Annotated in this window: 24 protein-coding genes and 2 tRNA genes; 20 read left to right on the top strand and 6 right to left on the bottom strand. The window is 35.4% G+C overall.

The window, feature by feature from the left end; translation table 11 throughout:
• Positions 1–151: 151 nt before the first annotated feature.
• The 11 genes from dnaE to ACFX5E_RS05385 all read left to right on the top strand — a co-directional run bounded on the left by dnaE (position 152) and on the right by ACFX5E_RS05385 (position 10,294).
• The gene (gene dnaE, locus ACFX5E_RS05435) at positions 152–4,696 is read left to right on the top strand and encodes a DNA polymerase III subunit alpha (protein ID WP_379854168.1); all 4,545 of its coding nucleotides are present in this window, start codon (positions 152–154) and stop codon (positions 4,694–4,696) included.
• A 180-nt stretch (positions 4,697–4,876) separates the two neighbouring features.
• Positions 4,877–5,833, top strand: coding sequence for an outer membrane beta-barrel protein (locus ACFX5E_RS05430; RefSeq protein ID WP_379854167.1), 957 nt, complete (start codon positions 4,877–4,879; stop codon positions 5,831–5,833).
• 335 nt (positions 5,834–6,168) lie between these two features.
• A complete protein-coding gene (gene trxA, locus ACFX5E_RS05425; protein ID WP_072945763.1) occupies positions 6,169–6,486 on the top strand; it encodes a thioredoxin in 318 nt (105 codons plus the stop codon).
• A 421-nt stretch (positions 6,487–6,907) separates the two neighbouring features.
• Complete coding sequence (locus tag ACFX5E_RS05420) at positions 6,908–7,858, top strand: DUF58 domain-containing protein (protein WP_379854166.1); 951 nt, start codon at positions 6,908–6,910, stop codon at positions 7,856–7,858.
• An 87-nt stretch (positions 7,859–7,945) separates the two neighbouring features.
• A tRNA-Asp gene (locus ACFX5E_RS05415) sits at positions 7,946–8,019 on the top strand.
• Between the two features lie 315 nt (positions 8,020–8,334).
• Positions 8,335–8,408: transfer RNA gene (locus ACFX5E_RS05410), tRNA-Asp, on the top strand.
• A 59-nt stretch (positions 8,409–8,467) separates the two neighbouring features.
• Positions 8,468–8,710 (top strand): GIY-YIG nuclease family protein, encoded by a 243-nt coding sequence (locus ACFX5E_RS05405; protein ID WP_379854165.1) that lies wholly within the window; start codon positions 8,468–8,470, stop codon positions 8,708–8,710.
• A 153-nt stretch (positions 8,711–8,863) separates the two neighbouring features.
• A complete protein-coding gene (locus ACFX5E_RS05400) occupies positions 8,864–9,106 on the top strand; it encodes a GIY-YIG nuclease family protein (RefSeq protein ID WP_379854164.1) in 243 nt (80 codons plus the stop codon).
• Between the two features lie 153 nt (positions 9,107–9,259).
• On the top strand, positions 9,260–9,502 hold the full coding sequence (locus tag ACFX5E_RS05395) for a GIY-YIG nuclease family protein (RefSeq protein WP_379854163.1): 243 nt from the start codon (positions 9,260–9,262) through the stop codon (positions 9,500–9,502).
• A 153-nt stretch (positions 9,503–9,655) separates the two neighbouring features.
• Positions 9,656–9,898 (top strand): GIY-YIG nuclease family protein, encoded by a 243-nt coding sequence (locus tag ACFX5E_RS05390; RefSeq protein WP_379854162.1) that lies wholly within the window; start codon positions 9,656–9,658, stop codon positions 9,896–9,898.
• Between the two features lie 153 nt (positions 9,899–10,051).
• Positions 10,052–10,294 carry a GIY-YIG nuclease family protein gene (locus ACFX5E_RS05385; RefSeq protein WP_379854160.1) on the top strand — a complete coding sequence of 81 codons (243 nt, stop codon included), beginning with the start codon at positions 10,052–10,054 and terminating at the stop codon, positions 10,292–10,294.
• A 149-nt stretch (positions 10,295–10,443) separates the two neighbouring features.
• Here the strand turns inward: ACFX5E_RS05385 and ACFX5E_RS05380 are convergent, their stop codons facing one another.
• Entirely contained in the window at positions 10,444–10,944 is a 501-nt protein-coding gene (locus ACFX5E_RS05380) for a DUF456 domain-containing protein (protein WP_379854159.1), read from the bottom strand.
• Positions 10,945–11,002: 58 nt separating this feature from the next.
• Here ACFX5E_RS05380 and ACFX5E_RS05375 point away from each other — a divergent pair, with 58 nt between their 5' ends.
• Complete coding sequence (locus ACFX5E_RS05375; protein WP_379854158.1) at positions 11,003–11,386, top strand: hypothetical protein; 384 nt, start codon at positions 11,003–11,005, stop codon at positions 11,384–11,386.
• A 42-nt stretch (positions 11,387–11,428) separates the two neighbouring features.
• A complete protein-coding gene (locus ACFX5E_RS05370; RefSeq protein ID WP_379854157.1) occupies positions 11,429–11,905 on the top strand; it encodes a hypothetical protein in 477 nt (158 codons plus the stop codon).
• 160 nt (positions 11,906–12,065) lie between these two features.
• Here ACFX5E_RS05370 and ACFX5E_RS05365 read toward each other — a convergent pair whose 3' ends face one another.
• Both ACFX5E_RS05365 and ACFX5E_RS05360 read right to left on the bottom strand, forming a co-directional pair.
• Positions 12,066–13,163, bottom strand: coding sequence for a glycosyltransferase family 2 protein (locus ACFX5E_RS05365; RefSeq protein ID WP_379854349.1), 1,098 nt, complete (start codon positions 13,161–13,163; stop codon positions 12,066–12,068).
• A 13-nt stretch (positions 13,164–13,176) separates the two neighbouring features.
• Positions 13,177–14,148, bottom strand: a complete 972-nt coding sequence (locus ACFX5E_RS05360) for a hypothetical protein (protein WP_379854156.1) — start codon at positions 14,146–14,148, stop codon at positions 13,177–13,179.
• A 23-nt stretch (positions 14,149–14,171) separates the two neighbouring features.
• Here ACFX5E_RS05360 and ruvC point away from each other — a divergent pair, with 23 nt between their 5' ends.
• The 7 genes from ruvC (at position 14,172) to ACFX5E_RS05325 (ending at position 18,706) form a co-directional block, all read left to right on the top strand.
• A complete protein-coding gene (gene ruvC, locus ACFX5E_RS05355) occupies positions 14,172–14,726 on the top strand; it encodes a crossover junction endodeoxyribonuclease RuvC (RefSeq protein WP_379854154.1) in 555 nt (184 codons plus the stop codon).
• A 50-nt stretch (positions 14,727–14,776) separates the two neighbouring features.
• On the top strand, positions 14,777–15,910 hold the full coding sequence (gene hemW, locus ACFX5E_RS05350) for a radical SAM family heme chaperone HemW (protein ID WP_379854153.1): 1,134 nt from the start codon (positions 14,777–14,779) through the stop codon (positions 15,908–15,910).
• Between the two features lie 98 nt (positions 15,911–16,008).
• A complete protein-coding gene (locus tag ACFX5E_RS05345; protein WP_379854152.1) occupies positions 16,009–16,773 on the top strand; it encodes a cyclase family protein in 765 nt (254 codons plus the stop codon).
• Positions 16,770–17,201 carry a GNAT family N-acetyltransferase gene (locus tag ACFX5E_RS05340; protein WP_379854150.1) on the top strand — a complete coding sequence of 144 codons (432 nt, stop codon included), beginning with the start codon at positions 16,770–16,772 and terminating at the stop codon, positions 17,199–17,201. The genes ACFX5E_RS05345 and ACFX5E_RS05340 overlap by 4 nt, the downstream gene beginning before the upstream one ends.
• A complete protein-coding gene (locus ACFX5E_RS05335; protein WP_379854148.1) occupies positions 17,198–17,551 on the top strand; it encodes a DUF4260 domain-containing protein in 354 nt (117 codons plus the stop codon). The genes ACFX5E_RS05340 and ACFX5E_RS05335 overlap by 4 nt, the downstream gene beginning before the upstream one ends.
• 4 nt (positions 17,552–17,555) lie before the next feature.
• Positions 17,556–17,927, top strand: coding sequence for an MmcQ/YjbR family DNA-binding protein (locus tag ACFX5E_RS05330; RefSeq protein WP_379854147.1), 372 nt, complete (start codon positions 17,556–17,558; stop codon positions 17,925–17,927).
• Positions 17,928–17,995: 68 nt separating this feature from the next.
• Positions 17,996–18,706 (top strand): PH domain-containing protein, encoded by a 711-nt coding sequence (locus ACFX5E_RS05325; RefSeq protein ID WP_379854146.1) that lies wholly within the window; start codon positions 17,996–17,998, stop codon positions 18,704–18,706.
• Between the two features lie 111 nt (positions 18,707–18,817).
• Here ACFX5E_RS05325 and ACFX5E_RS05320 read toward each other — a convergent pair whose 3' ends face one another.
• The 3 genes from ACFX5E_RS05320 to ACFX5E_RS05310 form a co-directional block, all read right to left on the bottom strand.
• On the bottom strand, positions 18,818–19,918 hold the full coding sequence (locus ACFX5E_RS05320; RefSeq protein ID WP_379854145.1) for a DUF4407 domain-containing protein: 1,101 nt from the start codon (positions 19,916–19,918) through the stop codon (positions 18,818–18,820).
• A gap of 236 nt (positions 19,919–20,154) precedes the next feature.
• Positions 20,155–21,756 carry a phosphoenolpyruvate carboxykinase (ATP) gene (gene pckA, locus ACFX5E_RS05315; protein ID WP_379854144.1) on the bottom strand — a complete coding sequence of 534 codons (1,602 nt, stop codon included), beginning with the start codon at positions 21,754–21,756 and terminating at the stop codon, positions 20,155–20,157.
• A gap of 65 nt (positions 21,757–21,821) precedes the next feature.
• Positions 21,822–22,223, bottom strand: a complete 402-nt coding sequence (locus ACFX5E_RS05310) for a DUF423 domain-containing protein (RefSeq protein ID WP_379854143.1) — start codon at positions 22,221–22,223, stop codon at positions 21,822–21,824.
• Between the last annotated feature and the right edge of the window lie 50 nt (positions 22,224–22,273).

Here is a 22,273-nt window from a genome sequence, read left to right as displayed (position 1 = left end):
AATGAAAAATATAAGAGAATGCGTTATAAAAAGAGTAGAAATTTTTATTCTCTTTTTTGGTTAACTCAGTTCCTTTTTTATCTAAAAAAAACCTAAATTTGAAATTCAATTTTTGTAATTTTAAAGAATTACAAACACTTCACTTCCAGCTATGTACTTAATATTCGATACTGAAACTACAGGATTACCAAAGCGTTGGGGCGCACCCATTTCTGATACAGACAACTGGCCACGCTGTATTCAGATCGCTTGGCAGTTGCACGATGATATGGGAAAACTCATCGAGCACCAGGATTATTTGTTGAAGCCCGAAGGATTTAATATTCCGTATGATGCGGAACGAATTCACGGGATTTCTACAGAATTAGCGGAAGCTGATGGTATTTCGTTGGCAGAAGTTTTAGAAAAATTCAATATTGCTTTAGGCAAAGCCAAATTCATTGTGGGTCAGAATCTAGGTTTTGATATCAATATTATGGGCTGCGAATTTTATAGAATGGGCGTTGAAAGCCAGATGAGTTCGATGCCTATTCTGGATACTTGTACCGAAGTTACCGCTTCCTTACTGCGATTGCCGGGTGGGCGAGGAGGAAAATTCAAATTGCCTACTTTAACGGAATTACATAGTTACCTTTTTAATAAACCTTTTGGTGAGGCCCACAACGCAACTGCCGATGTGGAGGCAACTACGCGTTGTTTCTTGGAGTTAATTCGTCGTGATATTTTCACTAAAGAAGAGCTCGATGTTGAAGTTGGTTATTTTAAAGATTTTCAAAATAAGAATCCAAGTGAGATTAAACTCATTGGTTTAAAACATATTAATCTCAAGGAAGCTTCTGATAAAATTCGCCAGCAATTTGGAGAAAAACAAGCTCCGGCAGTTTCAAGAGAGGAACTTTCTGAGAATAAAAAAGTACTTATTGATGCGCCTTTTGTGCATTTGCATAATCATACCCAATTCTCGGTGTTGCAATCTACGATTAGTATTGCAGCATTGGTGAAAGCGGCTGCGCAACAAAAAATGCCTGCTGTTGCCATGACAGATCATGCGAATTTGATGGGTGCTTTTCATTTTGTCCGTGATATTTTATATCACAATAAAGCGGCTGAAGCCAAAAACAAAGCAGCTATAGAAAATGGTGAGGAACCTACTGAAGTTCCGATGAAACCGATTGTCGGTTGTGAATTTTTCGTGTGCGAAGACCATAAAAACAAGGCGGTTAAGGACAATGGATACCAAATAGTACTGTTGGCGAAGACCAAAAAAGGCTATCATAATTTGGCTAAAATGTCTTCGATTGCTTATACAGAAGGTTTTTATTACGTCCCTAGAATAGACAGGAAAGTCATTCAGGAATTCAAAGAAGATATTATTGTTTTGTCTGGAAACCTTTATGGTGAAATCCCAAATAAGATTTTAAATATAGGTGAAAACCAAGCTGAAGAAGCCTTGATTTGGTGGAAAAACGAATTCAATAAAGATTTTTACATTGAGGTGATGCGTCACAATCAGGAAGATGAGAATCGGGTGAATGCGTCTTTGATTACATTGGCAAGGAAACATGATGTGAAAATTATTGCAACAAACAATACCTTTTATATAGACAAGGAAAATTCGAATGCACACGATATTTTGCTTTGTGTGCGTGATGGCGAAAAGCAAACTACGCCTATAGGTCGTGGTCGTGGCTATCGTTACGGATTGCCGAATCAGGAATACTATTTCAAGTCGGGAGACGAGATGAAGCAGCTTTTTGCAAATTTACCCGAAGCGATTTCAAATATTTCGGAGATTGTGGATAAGATTGAAATTTTCGATTTGGCCCGTGAAGTTTTACTTCCAAAATTTGAAATTCCGATTGAATTTAATAATCCTGAAGATGCAGTTGATGGCGGAGTTCGAGGTGAAAATGCGTACTTAAGGCATCTTACTTTTGAAGGAGCCAATCGACGCTATCCCGTAATTACCCCAGAGATTCAGGAGCGATTGGATTTTGAATTGTTGACGATATCTAATTCGGGTTATCCGGGATATTTCCTGATTGTACAGGATTTAATTGCCGAGGCTAGAAGTATGGGGGTTTCGGTAGGACCTGGAAGGGGTTCTGCGGCGGGATCGGTGGTGGCGTATTGTTTGAAAATTACCAACATCGACCCATTGATGTATAACCTGCTTTTTGAGCGTTTCCTGAATCCGGATCGTGTATCACTACCCGATATTGATATCGATTTTGATGACGAAGGCCGCAGCAGTGTGATGGATTATGTGATTCGAAAATACGGCTCGAAACAAGTGGCGCAAATTATCACGTATGGTAAAATGGCAACTAAATCGGCGATTCGTGATACCGCTCGTGTGTTGGATTTGCCTTTGTTTGAAGCAGATAAAATTGCCAAATTGATTCCAGGAATGATGCCGTCTAAGTGGAATTTGGCTCGTTTTTTAAATGAAAAAGAAGATGTCATTAAAAAAGCGGTTCGTCCGGAAGAATACGATAAAATAAAAGAATTAATAGGACTTGCGAATGAAGATGATTTGGGTGGAGAAACCATTCAGCAAGCCAAGGTTTTAGAGGGAAATCTGAGAAATACTGGGATTCACGCTTGTGGAGTGATTATTACCCCAAGTGACATTACTGATTTTGTTCCTGTGGCTACGGCGAAAGATTCGGATTTGTATGTGACCCAATTTGACAACTCGGTGGTCGAAAGTGCCGGTTTATTGAAGATGGACTTCTTGGGTTTGAAAACCCTGACTCTGATAAAAGACACTGTCAAACTAGTAAAATACAGAACCGGAATTGACCTGAATCCGGATGAATTTCCAATTGATGATTTAAAGACGTATGAGCTTTTTCAACGTGGTGAAACGGTAGGGATTTTCCAGTATGAGAGTGCGGGAATGCAGAAATACATGAAGGAATTGAAACCAACGGTTTTTCCTGATTTGATTGCAATGAATGCACTGTATCGTCCGGGACCAATTGCCTATATTCCGAGTTTTGTCAAGCGAAAAAATGGTGAAGAAGAAATTATTTATGATCTTGATGCCTGCGAAGAATTACTAAAAGATACGTACGGAATTACCGTTTACCAGGAACAAGTAATGCTTTTGTCCCAAAAATTAGCGGATTTCTCCAAAGGTGATGCCGACGTTTTGCGTAAAGCGATGGGAAAAAAGCAAAAGGATGTTTTAGATAAAATGAAACCTAAATTTATTAGTCAGGCGGCCGCCAAAGGGCATGCTGAAGATAAATTAGAAAAAATATGGAAAGACTGGGAAGCTTTTGCGGAATATGCCTTTAATAAATCACACTCCACTTGTTATGCTTGGATAGCCTACCAAACGGCATTTTTAAAAGCGAATTATCCGGCTGAATATATGGCGGCGGTTCTTTCGAATAATATGAGTGATATCAAGCAGGTTTCGTTCTTTATGGAGGAATGTAAACGCATGGGATTACAGGTTTTAGGGCCTGATGTGAATGAATCGTTTTATAAATTTACCGTAAATGATGATTATGCGGTGCGTTTTGGAATGGGAGCAGTAAAGGGTGTGGGGTCCGGAGCTGTTGCAACAATTGTGGAGAATAGAAAAGATGGAAGATACAAGTCGATTTTTGATTTGACCAAACGTATTGATTTGCGTGCAGCGAATAAAAAAGCGTTGGAGAATCTGGTGTTGGCTGGGGGTTTTGATTCGTTTTTAGGAACAACGAGAGCGCAATATTTTCACGATGATGGCGATGGAATTACCTTTTACGAAAAAGCGATTCGGTATGGTTCAAAGTATCAGGAGAATGAAAATTCAGCGCAAGTGAGTTTGTTTGGCGAAAGCAGTGATGTGCAAATTGCAGAACCTGTCGTGCCTCCCTGTGAAGACTGGAGTACAATGGAAAAACTCGCTAAGGAAAAAGAAGTTGTTGGAATTTATATTTCAGGCCATCCGCTGGACGATTATAAATTCGAAATGAAATATTTTTGTAATGCCAAGCTGGAAGCGTTGAAAAACATGGAATTGTATGTAAGTAAAAACCTGGCATTTGGAGGGATTATCAATAACGTGCAACATCGTGTGGCCAAAAACGGAAAAGGTTGGGGGATGTTCACTTTAGAAGGATATGATGAAAGTTATGAGTTTAGGATCTTTGGGGAGGAGTATTTAAAGTTCCGCCATTTCTTTATACAGAATAATTTTACGTTCATGAAAGTGTTGGTAAAAGAAGGCTGGACCGACCGAGATACGGGAAAAAAAGGGGAGCCAAGACTGCAGTTTGTCGAGGTAAAACAATTGCAGGATGTGTTGGAAACTTTCGCTAAGAAATTAATTGTACTATTAAATATTAAGGATGTAGAGACTGATTTTATACATAAATTAAGCCATCTTTTTCAGGAAAATAAAGGGGATAACACCGTGTCTTTTGAAATCATGGAATTAGAGAAAACGAAACGACTCGTTGCCGTTGCTCCTGTTGAAATAGAAAATGAAGAGGTAGCTTTTGTCGACGAAAATGAAGACTCTGAAATGGAAACTCTCGAAATTCTGGAAACTAACGCTGTAACAAAAGTAGAGGAAGTCGAAGAAATTAAGGTGGTAACAAAGTTGACTATGCCAAGCAGAAAATTGAAAATCAAAATTTCGAACGAATTGTTGGTAGAGTTAGAGAAAATGCAAATTAATTTCAAGTTAAATTGAGTTTTTTAATAGTTAAATGTTGATTGTAAATTTTACTTTTTAGTTAAATATTTATTAGGCAAGCTTACTTTTAGCTAAAACCCCGAATATTGTAAGGGTTGTTCTTTTTTGACGCCAAACTATTGGTAAAAAATGTATTAAATTATTTAAATTTGGGGTAAATTAATTAAGAATAAAATTATGAAAAAGAACTTTTTTGTATTAGGATTAATGGTTTGTGCTATGTCTATGGTCGCTCAAACTGAAAAGAAAGAAAGTTGGTATTTTAAATTGGGAGGATCGTACTTCTTGCAAACTGCTTCAACTGAATTTCCAGTCGTTGGTGGTCAATTACCAAATAGAGATGTGTATGAAGGTACTTTAGGAAATAATAAATTAGCTTCAAGAGAAAGTGTAACTGGTTCTTTTGGTGAAGGTTTTAGAGCTGGATTAACAGGAGGTTATAGATTTAATACGCGTATTGGTGTTGAAATGGGTGTGAACTATTACAGTAGTAATACAAAAACAATGGCCCAAACAACAAATAGACTTATTTCAGTAAACCAAACTAATGGAGCTGCAACATATTTAAGTTTTACTGCTGATGGAGAAATTAAAGCTTTTGATTTAGCACCTGCTTTGGTTTTATTTTTAGGAGAGTCTCATGGTTTTGAACCTTATACTAAAGTAGGATTTATTGTTCCAGTTCACGGTACATTAGACATTGAAACAAATAGAGATTTTAAGACTTTTGTAGGAGCTAACCAAGTGGCTGAAACTAAAGTTTATTCAAAAGATGTTGTAAAGCCAAACCCAACAATTGGATTCATGGCGACTTTAGGAACATCTTATAAATTAGGGAAACATATTTCGGCATATGCTGAATTAGAATACCGTAATTTTACCGTACACGGAAAAACTAAGGAAACTGAAATTTATACTGAAAATGGTGTCGATAAATTAAATCAGACAACTTCATTCAGGGAAGCTTCTTATGCTGCTATTCATACTAATTATGTAGATCGTTTAGATGTTAAATCTAACAATAAAGATTATAATTCCGCTGGTTATGATTCAACTAAACCAATGGATGAATTAAGTTCTTATGTAGGAATCAGTGGTTTAGGTTTGACTCTTGGATTGAAATATAGTTTGTAGTAAAATAGATTTAGGTTATACACTGAAAGGTTGTCTGAAAAAGGCAACCTTTTTTTGTGATTAGTTTTTTTTGAAATAAATGGTTGGTATGGATGCTGATTTTTTATCCCTAATTGCCTCGAAGTTTCGGCAGGCATCCTTTTGCGCTGGTCAAGACACCTCCGGGCGGCATAAAATATACTGTGTACAGCAGTAATTAGCTTTAAATAACTATTGACAATACATTTATAATCAAAACTAATTTCAGAATAGTGATTGGTTTGTTTTTAATCTCTAAATTTGCATTGTATTTAAGGATCATGGAACCTTAAACTAAACTTTAAACAAAATATAATATGGCATTAGCAATAACAGACGCTACTTTTGAAGAAGTAGTTTTGAAATCAGACAAACCGGTAATGGTAGATTTTTGGGCCGCATGGTGTGGACCATGTAGAATGGTTGGGCCAATCATTGACGAACTTAGCACGGAATACGAAGGAAAAGTAGTGATAGGGAAAGTTGATGTGGATGCAAACCAAGAATTTGCTGCCAAATACGGAGTGAGAAATATTCCAACAGTGTTGGTTTTTCACAACGGAGAAGTAGTAGGAAAGCAAGTAGGAGTTGCTCCGAAACAGACTTATGCTGATAGCTTAGACGCTTTGTTGTAATCGGTAGATTATGATTTATATAGAATCTGAAAGGATTCAAATAAAAGGTTTGGCGAAAGTCAAGCCTTTTTTTTCGGTTTAAACTCTAAAGCAGCAAGACATAAAGGCGTAATGTTTTAAAGTCTTATCTCTATATCTCTTTGTTTAAAAAAATCTGTTTGCTTATCAACAATGAGATTTAGAGCAAATATTATGAAATATTCTTCAATTAGTTAAATATCTTAGAAACCAATGAAACCATTTAGGATATGAACTTTCGACTTTAAGGTTGAACTTGCGGCGTTTCCATCAGGCATATAAAATTACTGCAGATTCACGAATTTAAAAAAAATGATTTTAAAATAAGTGAATCAGAGGCTGTACTATTTTCTTTTCAATCGTTTAATTTTTAAATCATTTCATCTTTTACTATATTTGAAATATGAAAATTGAATCGCAAATAGAGAAAATTTCCAGTTTCCAACATCTGGAACTGCTCGCCAATCAAGTGGTGGAAGGTTTTATTTCGGGAATGCATAAAAGTCCGTTTCATGGATTTTCGGCTGAATTTGCAGAGCATAAAGTCTATAATCTAGGGGAAAGCACCAAGCATATTGATTGGAAATTATTTGCAAAAACAGATCGTTTGTACACGAAACGTTTCGAAGAAGAGACGAATTTGCGGTGTCATATTATTATCGACAATTCCTCGTCAATGTATTATCCGAAATTAAAAGACAAACAAGCTTTCTATGAAAATAAAATCGGATTTTCTGTTCTGGCCTCGGCGGTTCTAATGAATCTATTAAAGAAACAACGCGATGCTATAGGTCTAAGTGTGTTTTCGGACACGTATGAGTACTACGCGCCTGAAAAAGGCAGTGATCGTCATCATCGAATGATTTTAAATGCTCTTGAAAACCTGTTGGAAAAACCAACAGTTAAAAAAAGTACGGACACAATTACCTTTTTACATCAAATAGCCGAGAAGATTCATCGCCGTTCCATGATTATTTTGTTTACCGATATGTTTCAATCCGGTCCCGAATCCCGAAGTCTCGGGACGGGAGAAGAAGCGCTGTTTAATGCCTTGCAGCATTTGAAACATAATAAGCATAAAGTAGTTTTATTTCATGTGGTTGATAGCAAAACGGAGCTAAATTTTGACTTTGATAATGCTCCAAGGAAGTTTATCGATGTAGAAACGGGTGAAGAAGTGGCCATTTTTGCAGATAATGTGAAACAAGAATACGAAAAACAAACAGAAAGATACTTCAAAAAGCTTGCGTTGACCTGTGCGCAAAACAGAATAAAGTACGTTCCGGTGAGTGTTGGCGAAAGTTTTGAAAATATTTTGACGACATACTTAGTTGAAAAACAAAACTTTGGATAATGGGGTGAAATTTTATTGAATATTTCTCATAAAAACACTTGCGTAAACGGAAATCTATTGTATCTTTGCCACCGCAATAAAGCAGCAGGTTTGGTAGTTCAGTTGGTTAGAATACATGCCTGTCACGCATGGGGTCGCGGGTTCGAGTCCCGTCCAGACCGCTAATATTGGGGAAAGCCTTTCGTAACAGAAAGGCTTTTTTGCCCCATAAGGTTTTTAACGTTAGTTGTGTTGTTTGCTACGAATTTGTAACTCGTAGCGGGTTTAGTAGTTAGACCAATGAAAAGCTTTCCACTTTTGTGGATAGCTTTTTTGATTTTAAGGAAGTTCGGTATCGTACTTTATTATATAAAATTTGTGAAGAATATTTTTTAAGTTTCCAGTGTATAAATGGAAATCTATTGTATCTTTGCCACCGCAAACAAGTTCACTGAACTCCTATGAAAATAAGGGCATAGTGAAGTAATAAAGCAGCAGGTTTGGTAGTTCAGTTGGTTAGAATACATGCCTGTCACGCATGGGGTCGCGGGTTCGAGTCCCGTCCAGACCGCTAATATTGGGGAAAGCCTTTCGTAACTGAAAGGCTTTTTTTGTTTAAAGATTAGTTATATGTATTACGGTTATATCATCTTTTCTAAAAATTTCGATATTTATTACAAAGGCTTTAGTGAAAATGTTACCCAACGATTATTGTATCATAATGAAAACAGGAGTAAATATACTTCCAATAAAGGGATTTGGGAATTAGTATATTCAAAAGCATTTGGAACAAAGAAAGAAGCTTTAGTAGAAGAGTTACGATTAAAAAAACTGAATAGAAAATCAATAGAATCATTGATTCAAAGTCAATAACGCTGTTGCTATCATAGAATTGGTTAGGATATATGCCTGTCATCTCGTCTTTTGGGACGAAACGGGTTCGAGTCCTCTCGTTCCAAAAACGAGACTAATATTGGGGAAAGCCTTTCGTAACTGAAAGGCTTTTTTTATTTAAAGATTAGTTATGTGTATTACGTTTATATCATCTTTTCTAAAAATTTCGATGTTTATTACAAAGGCTTTAGTGAAAATGTTACCCAACGATTATTGTATCATAATGAAAATAGGAGTAAATATACTTCCAATAAAGGGATTTGGGAATTAGTATATTCAAAAGCATTTGGAACAAAGAAAGAAACTTTAGTAGAAGAGTTACGATTAAAAAAACTGAATAGAAAATCAATAGAATCATTGATTCAAAGTCAATAACGCTGCTGATATCATAGAATTGGCTAGAATATATGCCTGTCATCTCGTCTTTTGGGACGAGACGGGTTCGAGTCCTCTCGTTCCAAAAACGAGACTAATATCGGGGAAAGCCTTTCGTAACTGAAAGGCTTTTTTTGTTTAAAGATTAGTTATATGTATTACGTTTATATCATCTTTTCTAAAAATTTCGATGTTTATTACAAAGGCTTTAGTGAAAATGTTGCCCAACGACTATTGTATCATAATGAAAATAGGAGTAAATATACTTCCAATAAAGGGATTTGGGAATTAGTATATTCAAAAGCATTTGGAACAAAGAAAGAAGCTTTAGTAGAAGAGTTACGATTAAAAAAACTGAATAGAAAATCAATAGAATCATTGATTCAAAGTCAATAACGCTGTTGCTATCATAGAATTGGTTAGGATATATGCCTATCATCTCGTCTTTTGGGACGAAACGGGTTCGAGTCCTCTCGTTCCAAAAACGAGACTAATATTGGGGAAAGCCTTTCGTAATTGAAAGGCTTTTTTTGTTTAAAGATTAGTTATATGTATTACGTTTATATCATCTATTCTAAAAATTTCGATATTTATTACAAAGGCTTTAGTGAAAATGTTGCCCAACGACTATTGTATCATAATGAAAATAGGAGTAAATATACTTCCAATAAAGGGATTTGGGAATTAGTATATTCAAAAGCATTTGGAACAAAGAAAGAAGCTTTAGTAGAAGAGTTACGATTAAAAAAACTGAATAGAAAATCAATAGAATCATTGATTCAAAGTCAATAACGCTGTTGCTATCATAGAATTGGTTAGGATATATGCCTATCATCTCGTCTTTTGGGACGAAACGGGTTCGAGTCCTCTCGTTCCAAAAACGAGACTAATATTGGGAAAAGCCTTTCGTAATTGAAAGGCTTTTTTTGTTTAAAGATTAGTTATATGTATTACGTTTATATCATCTATTCTAAAAATTTCGATATTTATTACAAAGGCTTTAGTGAAAATGTTGCCCAACGACTATTGTATCATAATGAAAATAGGAGTAAATATACTTCCAATAAAGGGATTTGGGAATTAGTATATTCAAAAGCATTTGGAACAAAGAAAGAAACTTTAGTAGAAGAGTTACGATTAAAAAAACTGAATAGAAAATCAATAGAATCATTGATTCAAAGTCAATGACGCTGTTGCTATCATAGAATTGGTTAGGATATGTGCCTATCATCTCGTCTTTTGGGGCGAGACGGGTTCGAGTCCTCTCGTTCCAAAAACGAGACTAATATTGGGGAAATCCTTTCGTAACTGAAAAGCTTTTTTTGTTTATAGGACAATCAAAACAACTCTGATTTATGTTGCCAGACAATTGCCAGAAACAATCCCAGGTACATCATGCAAACTAAAAACTTCATGAAACTTGAAGCCAGAAAGCCCAACAATGATCCGGTGGCAGCCTTTAAAGCTCGCTTATGGTTTTTAGAGTCATAAAGGAGTTCTCCCAGAAAGGCGCCGACAAAAGGCCCGATAATAAATCCCAAAGGAATAGGAGCAAGAATCCCAATAACCAAACCAATGTTTGTTCCCCAAATACCATAAGAACTTCCGCCAAATTTTTTGGTTCCTTTAGACGGAATCACATAATCCAAAACAGATATAATTACAGTAATCAATAAAGCAATTCCAAGTATCCAATAATTTGCAGGAAGCGCATTTGTGAAATAAAGCAACAATAAACCAACCCAACTAATACTCGGTCCAGGTAAAACTGGCAGAAAACTCCCGAAAATGCCTACTATCATGCAAATAAAACCGAGAATCAAAAACAATATGTCCATAAGCTATTTTTTAGTATTTTTGAAGAACAAAGAAGCAACATTTATTTTGTAAATGAGTATGAGAAAAATAATTTTGATCCGTTCCATTTCGCTCTATTTCGCTATGTATTTCGGTACTTTAATAGCGCAGGGAAAAAAGGAAAGCAGTAGCGACAATCTTTTAAAAGACTCCCTTTATGTTGTCAATAAAGTAAAAGTATTGAATTATTCTCTAAAACAATTTGATCAACTCTTTTTTGAATTTTTTGAAAAGAAATCAGATTCAAAAATGCTGCTAACCAAATCACAATTCTGTAATTATACGATTCAAATCGGTATTTTTTCAGATCGATTGGCCGCTTTGTATCCGGATCAAAAACAGATTGCTGCTGAAAATAAAAAGAAATGGTTTGCGGAATCTTATGAAGATTATTTGTTGTCTAAGGCATCTCCAAAAAAATAATTGTATTTTTATAAAATATTAGTCCCATTCAAAAACAAAACCTTGAAGCAATATTACCTTTTATTAGTAATCCTACTTTTTAATTCCTGTCAATACTTCGACAAGCAAGTGCCTTCAGAAAAAGAATTGCTGCAAAAAGAATTAAAAACCATCAATTGGAAAGAAGTTGATGAATACCCATCGGTGGCAGATTGTGAAAAAATCGAGAATAAAACCCAGCGTCAACAATGTTTTTTTGAAGTTTTAACCCAGCTTATTCAGCAGAAATTGAGTGCAGATACACTTTCGGTTCTCTATCCGGAATTGGACACGATTGAGGTTAAGGTTACTGTATTTCCTAATTCTACTATCAAATTCGAACCGCAATTCCCTAAAGATTCAGTGGCTTACGACAAAGTAAAAATCGACAGCATACTGCAAGCCCGTTTAGTCGATTTTCCAAAAGTAAATCCAGCCATTAAACGCGGGATTCCAGTAAAAACGCAGTTTATACTTCCCGTGATTCTTAAAGTGGAATAGTTTTTCTAGGAGCTATTTCCAGCTGTACACTATATCTTTTTCTTTTTAAACAAAAAGAAAAAGGATGCCGTTTCCATCTGGGCTAGGGCTTTTGTGAAAAACAAGAGGCGTTGTTGTAAAAAAATCTAAAATCAACAATCGTTAATCTTCAATCTAAAATCTAGAACTTTCTTCCTTTCCATTCGTATTTTCCAAACAACGAATACAAAGCCACACTTACACTAAAAAAAGGATACAACAAGCTGCTCGGAATTAAATAACTCATTTTAGTTTTGGTCAAAAAATGATTTGTCTTGTAAATCAAAATGGTATCAAGGGCAAACTTAAATGCGAATAACAAAACCATATTCAAGAATGAAAATAAACCCAAAACCGAAAGTATAAAACCTAGGACTAAACTTAAATTCCCCATAAAAACTACTAGTCCCAATCCTTTCCCAAACCGACTTTGATACGAACTTGTTTTTGAAGCCCAGCGCACTCTTTGATAAAATAATGATTTCCAGTCGTTCAATGGTTTTGTGATGACAATGTTATTTTCAGATTTCAAATAATAGACTTTTTCAGGAAATTGGGCAACCGCTTTTTGTAACAGGAAAACATCCTCACCACTGGCGATTCCATCATTTCCATTAAAGCCATTCAATTCTTGGAAAAATGATTTGGTGTAGGCAAAGTTGGCGCCATTACACATAAATCCTTTGTTAATCCCAAAACTCCCAATCGTGGCACCTTGTAAACTCGCTAAATCCAATTGTTGAAAATGATGGAGAAATGAATTTTTGCAATCATAAGTTACAGCGCCGGCAATCATCGTAACATCGTGTAGCTGAATGTAATTATCCAATGTCAATAACCAGTTTTTATTCACCACACAATCAGCATCAGTGGTGATGATCCAATCGGTATTCACGATTTGCATTGCAGTCACTATCGCATCTTTCTTGGGCGAATTCGAAACCCGCACGTTATTTATTATCTGAACACTGAACACTGAACACTGAACACTGAACACTTTCTCAGATTCATCATCGACTAAAATCACTTCGAACAATTCCATCGGATAATTCAACTTGGATAAACTGTCTAATAAAACAGGCAGATTTTTAGCTTCATTCCGAAAAGGAACTATAATCGAGAATTTTGTTTTTGGCGTTAAGCCTGTGTAATCAATAGTATTTACTTTGGTGAAGCCATAAAACAGGACAATTATCGCCGAGCAATAAAAGAGGATTACGATGTATAAAACAATTGTCATCATCATCTTTCTATTAAGTTTCGTCTCCCTCTCCTTTGGAGAGGGTTGGGGAGAGGACTTTAAAATTCAACACATAATAAGTACCAATTATCACTGGTAAAACCACATTCAGAAACCACATCAGCGTGGTTATAAAAATAACAATCCATTCGTTTACGCCAAGAATTCCAAAGAAATATACAGCCACACTTCCTTTTACGGCGAAGTCCAAAAACTGAAAAGTAGGCAAGGAGGAAGCCAGAAAATAAACACTTGTAATAGTGGCAATAGCTGTTAAATATGGCAAGTCAACATCAAAAGCAAGGAACAAAAAGTAATATTGATGCGAAAAAACCAGAAAACGACAAATCGCCAAAAAGATGTTTTTTTGATGAATGGGTTTTGGGATTTCGTTAATCTTATAAATCAGCTTTTCTATGGAATAGCCCTTGATGTTTATTTTTTTTAAAGAAAACAAGATTCCAAATGCCAAAAAACAAATGCCAAACAGAATCAGAACGGTTTTTGTAGTAATCACATTGTATTGTGCGTTGAAATACAGTAAACCGAAAACCCCAAAAATAACGGTTAAAATCATTTGGATTCCGTTGCAAATCAGGTTTAAAAAAATGACTTTTTTGGTTTCACTTTTCTCGAAAAACAATGCTTTTCCGGCATATTCGCCTACGCCGTTTGGTGTAAAGAGTCCGGCAGTAAGCGCCGCAAGAACTTGTTTAGTAGCTTCGCTAAGGGATATTTTGTGGATAAACCCAACTAAATTTTGCCATTTCAAGATTTCAAAAAAACGATTCAAAACACTGAGAAATAAAATGAAGGCAATTCCGCTAACCGACTGGTTTTTTTGGAATAAAACAATGAATTTTTGCCAATCGAGTTTGTCGTTATTGGTCAATTGATCGTAAATAAAATAAAAGGCGCCACCTACAATCAAAAGTTTGATTAGAAGTACGAGGAATTGTTTAGTTTTGTCTGGAATTGTAATCATTAGTGCAAAATAACAAATTAAAATTGGCAAACGAGCGTATCATATTAGGAATTGACCCAGGAACAACGATTATGGGTTTTGGATTGATAAAAATTGTCAACAAAAAAATGGAATTTTTGCAACTGAACGAATTGCAATTGTCCAAATATGACAATCATTATCAAAAACTGAAAATTATTTTTGAACGGACCATCGAGTTAATCGACACCCACAATCCAGATGAAATTGCTATTGAAGCACCTTTCTTTGGTAAAAATGTACAATCGATGCTGAAGCTAGGACGCGCACAAGGCGTGGCAATGGCAGCGGGGCTTTCTAGAGATATTCCCATTACGGAATACGAACCTAAGAAAATAAAAATGGCAATTACCGGAAACGGAAACGCCAGCAAAGAACAAGTTGCTAAAATGCTCCAACAATTATTAGGACTGAAAGAATTACCCAAAAACCTAGATTCCACCGATGGATTAGCAGCAGCGGTTTGTCATTTTTTCAATTCGGGGAAAGTGGTTGGCGAGAAAAGTTATACCGGTTGGGATGCTTTTGTTAAGAATAATGAAAATAGAGTTAAAAAATAGTTTTTAGTCGCAGTAACTGGAAACTGCGACTGCGACTGAACACTAAATTAATGAGCGGAATCTACATACATATCCCTTTTTGCAAGCAGGCTTGTCATTACTGTGACTTTCATTTTTCGACTTCGATGAAGAAGAAAGAAGAAATGGTTTTGGCTATTGCCAAAGAAATTCAAATGCGCAAAAGTGAGTTTGAAAACCAAACGGTGGAAACCATTTATTTCGGTGGAGGAACGCCAAGTGTTTTAACTTCCGAAGAGATTAATTTCCTGATTGGTGAAGTGTGTAAAAATTATTCTGTTTCAGAAAATCCCGAAATCACACTTGAAGCAAATCCTGATGATTTGTCTGAAGAGCGAATAATCGAATTGTCTAAAAGTAAAATTAACCGTTTAAGCATAGGAATTCAGTCTTTTTTTGAAGATGACTTGCAAATGATGAATCGGGCGCATAATTCGGCGGAAGCCAAAAAATGCTTAGAAGAAGCTACTAAGTATTTTGATAACATTTCCCTTGATTTGATTTATGGAGTTCCTGGAATGAGCAACGAAAAATGGAAACAAAATATAGAAACGGCTTTGAGTTTTGGGATTCCGCACATTTCGAGTTATGCCTTGACAGTGGAACCCAAAACGGCTTTGAATAAACTGATACAAACAGGGAAAATTGCAGCGCCTAAAGATGAAGTCGCCCAAGAACATTTTGCTATTTTGGTGGAAACACTCGAGGCGAAAGATTTTATTCATTACGAATTATCGAATTTTGGAAAGGAAAATTATTTTTCCAAGAACAATTCGGCATATTGGTTAGGGAAAAAATACATAGGAATTGGTCCATCTGCGCACAGTTATGATGGCATTTCCCGAAGCTGGAATATTTCGAATAATTCTCTTTATTTAAAATCCATTCAAGAAGATAAGTTGCCAAACGAAATAGAAATCCTTTCGATTACGGATCGTTACAACGAATATATCATGACGGGTTTGCGAACGATTTGGGGCGTTTCTTTTGTTAGAATTGGGAAAGAATTTGGAAGCAAATATCTGCAATATCTCCATAAGCAAGTTCAGAAGTTCCTTGATGATGATTTAGTTTACATTGAAAATGATATTTTAAAACCCACCAAAAAAGGAAAGTTTTTGACAGACGGAATTGCAAGTGATTTGTTTTACTTAAATTTGGAATAGTTAAAATTCGCCACAAAGACACAAAGGCACAAAGAAATAAGTAAAGTTTGACACGAAACTTTGCGCCTTAGCACCTTAGCGGCATAAAAAAATAATTTGTGTTATCAACAATTCAACATAACAACCAATCCTTCGAAGTCGATTTGTCAAAACCTATCGATATTTCGATTCCATTAACGAATACCGATGAAAATCCAATTGCTTGGTATATCGAAAAACCAGTAATTGAACCTGTTGTTTTTGGGGATTGGATTGGCAAAGTTTCGGAAGGGAAATCATCTACCAATTTTAATAATATTTTTTTCAATCCACACGGACACGGAACTCATACGGAATGTCTGGGTCATATTACACGAGAATTTTACAGCATTAATCAATCGTTAAAACAATTTTTCTTTTTGGCTGAATTGGTTTCGGTTCAACCGGAATTGCATGGAGAAGATTTGGTGATTGCTAAAAGTCAGCTTGAAAAAGTTTTGAATGGAAAAACCCCGGAAGCAATCGTTATTCGAACTTTACCCAATTTAGAAGCCAAAAAACATTTAAAATATTCCAATATGAATCCTCCTTATCTGAACGAAGATGCGGCGTTGTTTATTCGCAAAAGCGGGATTCAGCATCTGCTGATTGATTTACCGAGTGTCGATAAAGAAAAAGACGATGGAAAATTATTGGCGCACAAGGCGTTTTGGAATGTAAAAGACGTTAATGATTTAAATGCTGATGCAAGATTGGAATCGACAATCACCGAAATGATTTTTGTTTCGAATGAAATACAAGACGGAAGCTATTTGTTGAATTTACAAATTGCCTCTTTCGAGAATGACGCGAGTCCCAGTAAACCAATACTCTATAAAATATGATATGCTCCGCCAGTTCGCCTTATGGGCTCGTGTCTGTTTCAACCGATAAAAATATGCTGGACGTTTCGTTTATCCAGCAGTTTCTAAAAGATATTTATTGGGCAGCAGGCCGAACGATTGAAGAAGTTCAAATCACGATTGATAATTCATTTTGTTTTGGAATTTATTTAAATGACAAACAAATAGGTTTTGCCAGAGTGGTTACGGATTATGTTGTTTTTGCTTATCTGATGGATGTTTTTATCACTGAAGAACATCGAGGGAAAGGATATTCCTTTATTCTAATAAACAGTATGATGACGGATCCTAAATTGAAAGAAGTTAAAATTTGGAGATTGGCTACTTCAGATGCGCATTTTTTATATGAGAAATTTGGCTTTAAAGCTTTGGCACATCCAGAAAAAATGATGGAAAAAATAATAGTATGAAAACAAGTATCAAACTAGAAGAATTTGGGTTATTTGTGTTTGGAATTTATCTTTTCAATCAATTGGATTATGCTTGGTGGTGGTTTTTAGTTTTGATTTTAATGCCGGATTTATCAATGATCGGATATGTTTTTGGAAATAAAATAGGAGCTTTAAGTTATAATTTGTTTCATCACAGAGGAATTGCCATTATATTATATCTTGTTGGAGTTTATTTTCATCAGAATGAGATTCAACTTTCAGGAGTGATTTTATTTACGCATTCTTCGATGGATCGAATGTTTGGTTATGGATTGAAATATGAAACAGGTTTCAAGGATACGCATTTAGGCGTAATAGGAAAAAAATAAAACAATGAACTTAGAAACTTACTACGAACACTGCCTTTCTAAAAAAGGTGTAACGGAACATTTTCCTTTTGATGAAGATACATTGGTGTTTAAAGTAGGAGGCAAAATGTTTGCGTTATCTTCTTTAAGTCAATGGGAAAAAGGCGAGCCCTCAGTTAATTTGAAATCTGATCCGGAGCGTGCTGAGGAATTGCGTGCGCAATATGATGACATTAAGCCCGGGTTTCACATGAGTAAAATTCATTGGAACACCATAAATATAAATGCAGCTTTGCCGGAGGTGCTCATTAAAGAATTGATTGATCATTCCTACGAATTGGTTTTCAAAAGTTTAACAAAGAAATTGCAAAACGAAATTCAGGAATTAGAAAATTAGGCATTACTTTTGCGAATAAATTTCGAGTAAAATTATAAACATAAACTGAAATAAATTCAGCCTATCATATGAAAGAACAATTTAAAAAGTTTTTAAACGAGGAACAAGATCCAAAAGCCATCGAAAAAATCGCTTCAAAATTGAGTGATTTATTGATGAAGAATGAAGAAATAGGATACATCGCTGTTCAAAAAAAACCAGCAATTACCGTTTTACCGGACAGTATTGTCTTGACGAACAAAAGAATCATTATTTGTCAGCCAAAAAATCTTGGACTATCTATGAATTTTATTGATTATACTTGGGACGAGATAGAAGGGACTTTTGTAAAAGAAAATATTCTGGGTTCCGAGTTTTCTTTTACGACCAGAACTAATATGGAAGTTTCTATTGATTATATTCCTAAAATTCAAGCCAGAAAGATTTTCACGTATGCAAAAGAGCAATTGGATATTTTAAAAAATGGAGCGGTATTAAATGCAACGATTATTGAGGACGTTTTAGTGGAACCAATCGAAGAATTTGAGATTATTGAAGAAATGGAAACAGAGGAAGTGACTAGTTTTGCTGAAATAATGCCAGCCACGCCGCCAGTTTTCAACATGGAAAAAGAGCAATTTAATATTTTAGCGGAGACTCCAAAAGAAAACGGATTAAGTGGTTTGTCACAAGATCAGCTTTTTGAAAAATTGCAGAATTATAAAAAATTGCTTGATAACGGTCTAATTTTGCAAGGCGAATATGATGCTTTCAAAAAAGAAATTTTAAGTCACATGTAGTTACGAAGTCACAATTTAAAGTTTTTTTTTAAAATACAAAACCCGACACGTTAAAGCTTGTCGGGTTTGTTTTTTCTTCAAGGTTTACAAAACCTTGCAGGAGTACAACGGTTATAAAGTCTTTTTCTGTTTCTCTACAAAATTATGTGCTTGTAGTTCGAGCAATTCAGTCGCTTTCTTCCGCTGTAAATCGTATAGATTTTTATCCTGTGCAATATCTTCATAGACTTTATCATGCATGGAAGCACTGGTTTTTACCAGTAGACCGCGTTGGTATTTATCTTGTTCCAAAGTGGCTTTTAACGCCGTTTCCAGATCCTCTAATTTAAAATCATATTCTCCTTTGGGAGATAAGAGTTTGGCGATTATCGGAGAAGTTTCAATGGCTAGAAACAAAAGCATTATAAAAAATGAAGGCAGCCAAGGCAATTTATCCAGTGCATTGATTCTCGCCATTAAACCGTCAAATCCATCAATTATAGGTTGCGTGTCGGTGACTTTCTTGTGTAGATCGGCTTGAAGTGTTTTGGTTTTTATCTCCATTTCAGCAATTTTAGCCAAGTTGGTTTTTTGTAAAGTGTCGAGTTCTTTTTTAACCAAATCATGTTTGGCTATTTTTTCTTTAAAAACGGGACCTCTGCCTAGTTTTTTAGTTCCTGCCGTTCCTTCGGCTTCGGTAATGTAGGTTTCATAAAGTGTATTGACTTCTTTTTCTTTATTCGTAATTTCTGATTTTAATTTATCGATTTCGGTTTTATTTTTGTCTAAATCCGATTTGAAATAATTAGCCACTTCTTTTTTGTTGTTCAAAGCCATGGCATTTTTCTCTTTCAATAAAACAGTATTGATTTCTTTTTCGAAGATTTTAATTTCCAATGGTTTCGAAATCACAATGGCAATTATCACCGCAAGGATAATTCGTGGAGTTGCCTGTAGAAATTCACTTCCAAATTTGTCTCTTTTTCGAATAGTAGAAACAATAAACCGATCCAGATTAAAGATAAGTAAACTCCAGACCAATCCAAAAAGTAAGGCGGGATAGACATTGTCGAAAACGGTAAAAAGGGCATAAGCGCTGGCAATAAAAGCCATAACGGCAGTAAAGAAAACGGTGGCGCCAATACCAACATATTTGGTTTGTTCGCCCTCGGAGCAGCCTTTAAGAAGTTCTTTGTCGGCTCCGGAACAAAGAATAAAAAAATTTTTTAACATGATTGATGATTTTGATTGCTTCGCCAGTTCGCTATTCTAGCTCGGGTGATTGATGATAACAAATTTAACGCCAATAATTTAATATTGGTATGAATAGTTGATATGTTTTTGATTAGCCTTGGTTCTTGTAAGAAAAGAATTCTTTTGTCTGCATAAGACGAAGTGTGCAGTTTGGCCAAATAAAAAAGAGCCATTCGTAAGGAACAGCTCTTTTTCTTTTTTGAATTATAATTAACTTATACGATGGGTGCTCCCGCCATAATTTCGGGATTTGCAAATTCTTCAAACTTAGCAAAATTAGTTTTGAATTTTTGAGCTAATTCAACTGCTTTTTGATCATACAGTTCAGCATCTTCCCATGTGTTTCTGGGGTTTAATATTTCAACAGGCACATTTGGACAAGATTGTGGTATTGCAATTCCAAATGCTTTGTGATTCTCATACGCTACGTCGTCTAATTCTCCGTTTAATGCGGCTGTAATCATAGCACGTGTGTATTTCAGTTTCATTCGACTTCCAATTCCGTAAGGACCACCAGTCCATCCAGTATTAATTAACCAAACCGTCACATTTGCATCTTTCATTTTTTTGCTTAACATTTCAGCATATTTTGTAGGGTGCAAAGGCATAAAAGGAGCACCGAAACAAGCGGAGAAATTAGGCTGAGGCTCTGTAATACCGGCTTCTGTTCCGGCAACTTTTGCAGTGTATCCAGAAATAAAGTGGTAAGCAGCCTGGCCAGGTGTTAATTTTGAAATTGGAGGCAAAATACCAAAAGAATCGGCAGTTAAGAAAAATATATTTTTAGGATTTTCCCCAATAGAACCGGGCTGAATGTTATCAATATGGTAAATAGGGTAACTTACGCGAGTATTTTGAGTGATTGAAACATCATCAAAATCAACTTCATTCGTTTCTTGGTTAATGATTACATTCTCTAAAATAGCGCCTCTTTTGATAGCTCTAAAAATATCCGGTTCATTTTCTTCTGAAAGATTGATCACTTTTGCATAGCAACCTCCTTCAAAATTAAAAACGGTATTTTCATTTGTCCAACCGTGCTCATCATCACCAATCAATTTTCTGGCTGGATCCGCAGATAAAGTTGTTTTTCCTGTTCCGGATAATCCAAAGAAAATGGCAGTATCACCCTCTTTTCCTACATTGGCACTGCAATGCATTGGTAAAGTGTTTTTGAAAACTGGTAAAATGAAATTCAAAGCAGAAAAAATTCCTTTTTTCATTTCACCTGTATATCCTGTTCCACCTATTAAAACAATTTTTTTGGTAAAATCTAAAATAGCAAAATTGCTTTGACGGGTTCCATCTACAGCTGGATCTGCTAAGAAACTGGGAATACATAACAGAGTCCATTCTGGTGTAAAGTTTTCAAGTTCTTTAGTTTCAGGTCTCAAAAACATATTATAACAAAATAAATTTGCCCAAGGAGTTTCTGTAACCACTCGAACATTTAATCTGTAATTAGGATCGGCACATACATAAGAATCTCTTACGTAAACCTCCTTATTTGATAAATAAGTCGTGACTTTTTTATACAAAGCATCAAATGCTTTAGGTTCAAAAGGAATATTTACTTTTCCCCACCAAACTTGGTTTTCAGTAATGCTGTCTTTCACGATAAATCGATCCAGAGGAGAGCGTCCTGTGTATTCGCCAGTGTTGACAGCTAAAGCGCCATTCGAAATTTCAATTCCTTGACCCAATGCAATTGTCTTTTCATGTAATTCGTTGGCTGATAATTGGTAATGAATCTTTGCGTTTTCAATTCCTATGTTTTCTAGCGAAATCGATTGCGTAAACGGTGTGTTATTATTCATAAAATTATGTATTGTGTAGTTTAATTTATCGACTGCAAAAGTAGAACTTATATTTTAGATAGGATTTAATTATCTAAGTTTTGTTGTTTTTTCTTTATAATATGGAAAAGTAATACTCCCCAAGCCAGTATTAAAAAGAGTCCACCGATGGGAGTCACAAAACCAATCACTTTAAAATCGAAAGGAGTGAGTGTATTTGTGGCCAATAAATAAATAGAGCCTGAGAATAAAATAACACCAAAAAGTACCAGATTATAGATTGTTTTCTTTGCTTTTTGAGATACGTCTGTCATGATGCCAACGAATAATAAAAAGAGTGCCTGGTACATTTGGTAGCGTACTCCGGTTTCAAAAGTATAAAGTTGTTCCAGAGACAGTACTTTTTTTAGGGCATGTGCACCAAAAGCACCTAATATGATTGCTAACATTCCAAAAACTGCTCCAGTCGAAATTATTTTTTTGTCCATTTTGTCATTTATTTTTCAATGCAAATTTATCTCATATTCTATTCAAATTA

It is taken from the genome of Flavobacterium xylosi, assembly GCF_042787345.1.
Classification (GTDB): Bacteria; Bacteroidota; Bacteroidia; order Flavobacteriales; family Flavobacteriaceae; genus Flavobacterium; species Flavobacterium xylosi.
This window is presented reverse-complemented; position numbering and strand designations above follow the sequence as displayed.

What these genes read in the sequence shown, in the direction of transcription:
- ACFX5E_RS05430 (WP_379854167.1), top strand. Translation starts at nt 4,877, where the DNA reads ATGAAAAAGAACTTTTTTGTATTAGGATTAATGGTTTGTGCTATGTCT.
- ACFX5E_RS05335 (WP_379854148.1), top strand. Translation starts at nt 17,198, where the DNA reads ATGAAAACAAGTATCAAACTAGAAGAATTTGGGTTATTTGTGTTTGGA.
- ACFX5E_RS05375 (WP_379854158.1), top strand. Translation starts at nt 11,003, where the DNA reads ATGAGAAAAATAATTTTGATCCGTTCCATTTCGCTCTATTTCGCTATG.
- ACFX5E_RS05420 (WP_379854166.1), top strand. Translation starts at nt 6,908, where the DNA reads ATGAAAATTGAATCGCAAATAGAGAAAATTTCCAGTTTCCAACATCTG.
- ACFX5E_RS05330 (WP_379854147.1), top strand. Translation starts at nt 17,556, where the DNA reads ATGAACTTAGAAACTTACTACGAACACTGCCTTTCTAAAAAAGGTGTA.
- hemW (WP_379854153.1), top strand. Translation starts at nt 14,777, where the DNA reads ATGAGCGGAATCTACATACATATCCCTTTTTGCAAGCAGGCTTGTCAT.
- ACFX5E_RS05310 (WP_379854143.1), bottom strand. Translation starts at nt 22,223, where the DNA reads ATGGACAAAAAAATAATTTCGACTGGAGCAGTTTTTGGAATGTTAGCA.
- ACFX5E_RS05320 (WP_379854145.1), bottom strand. Translation starts at nt 19,918, where the DNA reads ATGTTAAAAAATTTTTTTATTCTTTGTTCCGGAGCCGACAAAGAACTT.
- ACFX5E_RS05380 (WP_379854159.1), bottom strand. Translation starts at nt 10,944, where the DNA reads ATGGACATATTGTTTTTGATTCTCGGTTTTATTTGCATGATAGTAGGC.
- ACFX5E_RS05390 (WP_379854162.1), top strand. Translation starts at nt 9,656, where the DNA reads ATGTATTACGTTTATATCATCTATTCTAAAAATTTCGATATTTATTAC.
- pckA (WP_379854144.1), bottom strand. Translation starts at nt 21,756, where the DNA reads ATGAATAATAACACACCGTTTACGCAATCGATTTCGCTAGAAAACATA.
- dnaE (WP_379854168.1), top strand. Translation starts at nt 152, where the DNA reads ATGTACTTAATATTCGATACTGAAACTACAGGATTACCAAAGCGTTGG.
- ACFX5E_RS05395 (WP_379854163.1), top strand. Translation starts at nt 9,260, where the DNA reads ATGTATTACGTTTATATCATCTTTTCTAAAAATTTCGATGTTTATTAC.
- ACFX5E_RS05360 (WP_379854156.1), bottom strand. Translation starts at nt 14,148, where the DNA reads ATGATTACAATTCCAGACAAAACTAAACAATTCCTCGTACTTCTAATC.
- ACFX5E_RS05325 (WP_379854146.1), top strand. Translation starts at nt 17,996, where the DNA reads ATGAAAGAACAATTTAAAAAGTTTTTAAACGAGGAACAAGATCCAAAA.
- trxA (WP_072945763.1), top strand. Translation starts at nt 6,169, where the DNA reads ATGGCATTAGCAATAACAGACGCTACTTTTGAAGAAGTAGTTTTGAAA.
- ACFX5E_RS05385 (WP_379854160.1), top strand. Translation starts at nt 10,052, where the DNA reads ATGTATTACGTTTATATCATCTATTCTAAAAATTTCGATATTTATTAC.
- ACFX5E_RS05340 (WP_379854150.1), top strand. Translation starts at nt 16,770, where the DNA reads ATGATATGCTCCGCCAGTTCGCCTTATGGGCTCGTGTCTGTTTCAACC.
- ACFX5E_RS05405 (WP_379854165.1), top strand. Translation starts at nt 8,468, where the DNA reads ATGTATTACGGTTATATCATCTTTTCTAAAAATTTCGATATTTATTAC.
- ACFX5E_RS05365 (WP_379854349.1), bottom strand. Translation starts at nt 13,163, where the DNA reads ATGACAATTGTTTTATACATCGTAATCCTCTTTTATTGCTCGGCGATA.